Annotated in this window: 4 protein-coding genes; all 4 read right to left on the bottom strand. The window is 52.1% G+C overall.

Going from position 1 to position 4,056, the window contains the following annotated elements; translation table 11 throughout:
• Positions 1 to 81: 81 nt before the first annotated feature.
• On the bottom strand, positions 82 to 1,671 hold the full coding sequence (locus H5U36_09460; protein MBC7218337.1) for a citramalate synthase: 1,590 nt from the start codon (positions 1,669 to 1,671) through the stop codon (positions 82 to 84).
• A 12-nt stretch (positions 1,672 to 1,683) separates the two neighbouring features.
• On the bottom strand, positions 1,684 to 2,493 hold the full coding sequence (locus tag H5U36_09455; GenBank protein MBC7218336.1) for an HAD-IIA family hydrolase: 810 nt from the start codon (positions 2,491 to 2,493) through the stop codon (positions 1,684 to 1,686).
• A 65-nt stretch (positions 2,494 to 2,558) separates the two neighbouring features.
• Complete coding sequence (gene rpiB, locus H5U36_09450) at positions 2,559 to 3,011, bottom strand: ribose 5-phosphate isomerase B (GenBank protein MBC7218335.1); 453 nt, start codon at positions 3,009 to 3,011, stop codon at positions 2,559 to 2,561.
• Between the two features lie 21 nt (positions 3,012 to 3,032).
• A complete protein-coding gene (locus tag H5U36_09445) occupies positions 3,033 to 4,001 on the bottom strand; it encodes a sugar-binding transcriptional regulator (GenBank protein ID MBC7218334.1) in 969 nt (322 codons plus the stop codon).
• Positions 4,002 to 4,056: the final 55 nt, after the last annotated feature.

Here is a 4,056-nt window from a genome sequence, read left to right as displayed (position 1 = left end):
GATTGACTTCCTGTGTCATGAAGGGAGGAAGGGGAAATTTGGGAAGAACCCCTCCACCTTTCCTCCCTCCAAAGCGGATAGCTATGTCCTTTTTCGAAGCTTTTTCCATAGTCCATAACGTACGCTATCAACAAGTGCTTCCCAACTTGCCTCAATGATATCTGTTGAAACCCCCACCGTACCCCAAACGTTTTCTCCATCCGTCGATTGAACGAGAACTCGGATTTTTGCTGCTGTTCCCTCCTTTTCCGAGAGGACTCGCACCTTGTAATCCGAAAGGCGAATCTTCCGGAGTGCAGGGTACAAGCCCTCAAGCGCTTTCCTCAGGGCATTATCCAGAGCATGAACAGGTCCGTCACCTTCTGCTACCGTGTGAACGACATCCTCATTGACCCGGACCTTGACAGTTGCCTCGGTGATCGTGTTCTCTCCACCACGCTTTTCCACAATCACGCGGAATCCCTCAAGATCGAAGAATTTCACCTCTTCCCCAAGAGCCTTTCGGAGGAGAATCTCAAAAGAAGCATCTGCTCCCTCAAACTGATACCCGTAATTCTCGGCCTCTTTAATTCTCTGCACAAGAGCATCAACCCTCGGATCCTTCGGGTCGAGATCAATGCCCATCTCCCTTGCCCGATACACGATGTTGCTCTTTCCCGCCTGATCGGAGACAAGGATTCTCCTCTGGTTTCCAACTGCCTCAGGAGGCACGTGCTCGTACGTAGCCGGGTGGCGGAGAATGGCACTGGCGTGAATACCGCCCTTGTGAGTGAAAGCACTTCGTCCCACGTAAGGCTGGTGGTCATCATGACGGAGATTTGCTATTTCACTCACAAAGTGGGAGAGCTCAAAGAGTTTACGAATTTTCTCCTCAGGGATCGAGGCAATGCGCATCTTGAACCAGAGATTGGGAATCACCGTACAGAGATTGGCATTCCCGCAGCGTTCCCCGTAACCATTGACCGTTCCCTGGACCTGAACTGCTCCCATCCGGACCGCAGTGATGCTATTTGCCACTGCCACCCCACTGTCGTTGTGGGCGTGAATACCAAGGGGAACGTCTCTGCCAAGGCGCTCACAAACAACCTGCATGATCGCTTCGACTTCATGAGGCAGGGTGCCTCCGTTCGTGTCGCAGAGAACGAGAATTCGGGCTCCCGCTTCCCAGGCAACTTGAAGCGTTTTCAAGGCATATTCCGGATCCGCTTTGAATCCGTCGAAGAAATGCTCTGCATCGTAGATAACCTCACGACCTTGCTTTCTGAGGTATGACACCGAATCCTCAATCATGCGGAGGTTCTCATCAAGAGTGGTTTTCAGAGCCTCAGTCACATGGAGCGTCCAGGACTTCCCAAAGATTGTAACAACAGGGGCCTCTGACTCAAGGAGAAGACGAATGTTCCGATCCTCTTCTACAGGATTGTCTGCCCGCCGAGTGCTCCCAAAGGCACAGATTTTAGCATTTTTCAAGGAGAGCTTTCGAACTTCCCGAAAAAATGCCACATCCTTAGGGTTGGCTCCCGGCCACCCTCCCTCGATGTAGTGGAATCCCATTTCGTCAAGCTTTTCGGTGATGCGGAGTTTATCCTGAAGGGAGAAGTTGACGCCCTCCATCTGGGAGCCATCACGCAAAGTGGTGTCGTAAATCTCCACCTGAGGCTTCCATTCCATGGCTTTCACCTCTTAGAGATTCAGAAGACTCTGCAGTTCTCGAAGTGTCCCCACAACTACATCTGGTTTCGCTGGAGAGGCAAGCACTTCTTCGCTTTTTGTGACGCCTGTCAGAACAAGGATGGTCGACACACCACAATTCTTACCCAAAAGGACATCTGTGTCAATACGATCCCCAACAATGGCAGTCTCTTCAGGACGAAAGCCAAGAGCGTTGAGGGTAAATCGAAGAATCTCGGGCGAAGGTTTCCCTATGACTCGGGCGGTACAACCCGAAGCCCGCTCCAGAGAAGCAAGAATTGCCCCGGCCCCAGGGATGACCCCTGTCTCTGTCGGGTATGTGGGATCAGGATTCGTTCCTACGAGCCGTGCTCCCTGGCGGAGGAAATCAAGAGCTGTCTTCATTTTCTGAAAGGTAAAACGCCGATCAAGCCCTACCACGACGAAATCCGCACCCTTTGGGGAAAACCGGGGAAGAACCTGCAACCCCGCCCGCTTCAACTCCTCTTTAAGTCCTCTTTCTCCTATGGCATACACTCGCGCCTTCGGCTTTTCTTGCCGCAGGTACCCAGCCGTAACAAAAGCCGAGGAAAAGATTTCGTCGACTTCTGCCTCCACTCCCATGCTACGGAGCTTAGCCACATATCCCTCCCGAGGGAGAAAGGTATTGTTCGTGAGGAAAGCGATGCGGAATCCCCTCAGGCGAGCAAGGTGCAGGAATTCGACATTATCGGGAATGGGCGTGTTCAGAAGGTATACGACTCCATCAAGGTCAACGACGAAATTTCTAATCCTTCTCAGAACTTCTTGCGACAAAAGCATCGCCCCCGGTGTTTTTCCCTGAAAATAAGACACTGGGGGCAAAAAATCAAGGAGAAAGAAGAGATTCACTCCTTAAGGTACTGGCGCTCGATAGCTCGGATTTTCTCCACCTTTGGGGCGGAACGCCCGCCCTGGAACTCGCTCTTCAGAAAGGCTGAGACGAGCATCTTGGCAAGTTCAGGACCAACAATGTGTCGACCCAGCGTCAGGACATTGGCGTTGTTGCTCTTGCGGGCTCGCTCGGCAGAGTAAATATCGTGGGCACAAGCAGCATAGATTCCGGGGATTTTATTGGCCGCAATCGCCATACCTATCCCGGTACCACACACGAGGATACCCCGGTCATACTTTCCCTCCCGGATGCCGAGGCATGCCTTCAGGGCAATGTCCGGGTAATCGACCACCTCGTCCTCCGAGAAGACTCCAAGATCCTCGAAGGACACACCTTCCTCTTTCAAGTACTCCGCAATAACCTTCTTGAGAGGAAAACCAAAATGATCCGAAGCAATTACAAGCACTGTGCCCTCACCCTCCAGAGACTATCTCGGTACATTGAGGAGCCATTTCCCTACCTGGGCGTCGGTAATGAGGTCGGTTAGCCACTTCCCTCGCAACGCTCCAAGGATGGCCTCCTTTTTCTCCATTCCTCCTGCTATTCCAATAACCCTTGACCCCCGTTCCCGAATGCGCTTGACGTTAGCAGCAATCCTTTTCCTATCAAGGTCGCCCTCAATAATCTCCCCATAGGCGTTGAAGAAGGTCCCACAGATAGCACCTACTGCACCTTTCCGGATGAGCTCTTCTATTTCTTCCTCGTCAAAATTCCCTGTCTCTATGAGGAGACTCGTCTCTCTCCTCATGCCTCCAATGCCCACAAGGGCCACATCTACCTCCTCGGCCATTCGTAGTACTTCCTGAACCTCTTTTTCGCTGAGAAAAGCGTCTCTTGTTTCTGGACTCTTCGCAAAAGCAGGGGCAAAAAGGTATATCGGTTCCCCCTCAAGGCGGCTGGCGAACTCCTTCACAAGCTCTATGGCTACCGTTTTCCACCGCCTTCCACCATACCCTCCCATCATCTGAACAACACGCATGCCATGGAGACCAAGCTTTGGCAGATATTCGAGAACCGCATGGAGAGTTCTCCCATAGGCAACTCCAATACTTGTGTAGGGCACCAAATTGTCCTTGAGGAAAGAGGCTGCTGCCTGCGCCACCGCTTTAGTGATTCCCTCAGAGGTGCCACTGTACGTGCGAACCACTACCGCATTTAAAAGGCCAAAGCGCTCAGCAAGAGACTGGGAAAGTTCTGCGTCGACCTCTCCACTTCGCCGAATACGGATTTCCACAATGCCAATTTCCCGAGCTCTCTTCAGCATCCGGTAGACCTTTTGAGGCGAGACTCCCAAAAGCTCGGCAATTTTCCTCTGATTAAGGTCCTCGAGATAGTAGAGCTCGGCAACCTTTGCCAGGCGCTCAAAGTCTTCCTCTTTTGCCACTCTTGGCGACAAAAGCATCGCTCCCTTCGATTTCTCCAATATTGTATTGGTCCTCAGTCGGTTGGGC

Origin of the sequence: Candidatus Caldatribacterium sp., assembly GCA_014359405.1 — a bacterium.
Lineage (GTDB): Bacteria > Atribacterota > Atribacteria > Atribacterales > Caldatribacteriaceae > Caldatribacterium > Caldatribacterium oleiphilum.
This window is presented reverse-complemented; position numbering and strand designations above follow the sequence as displayed.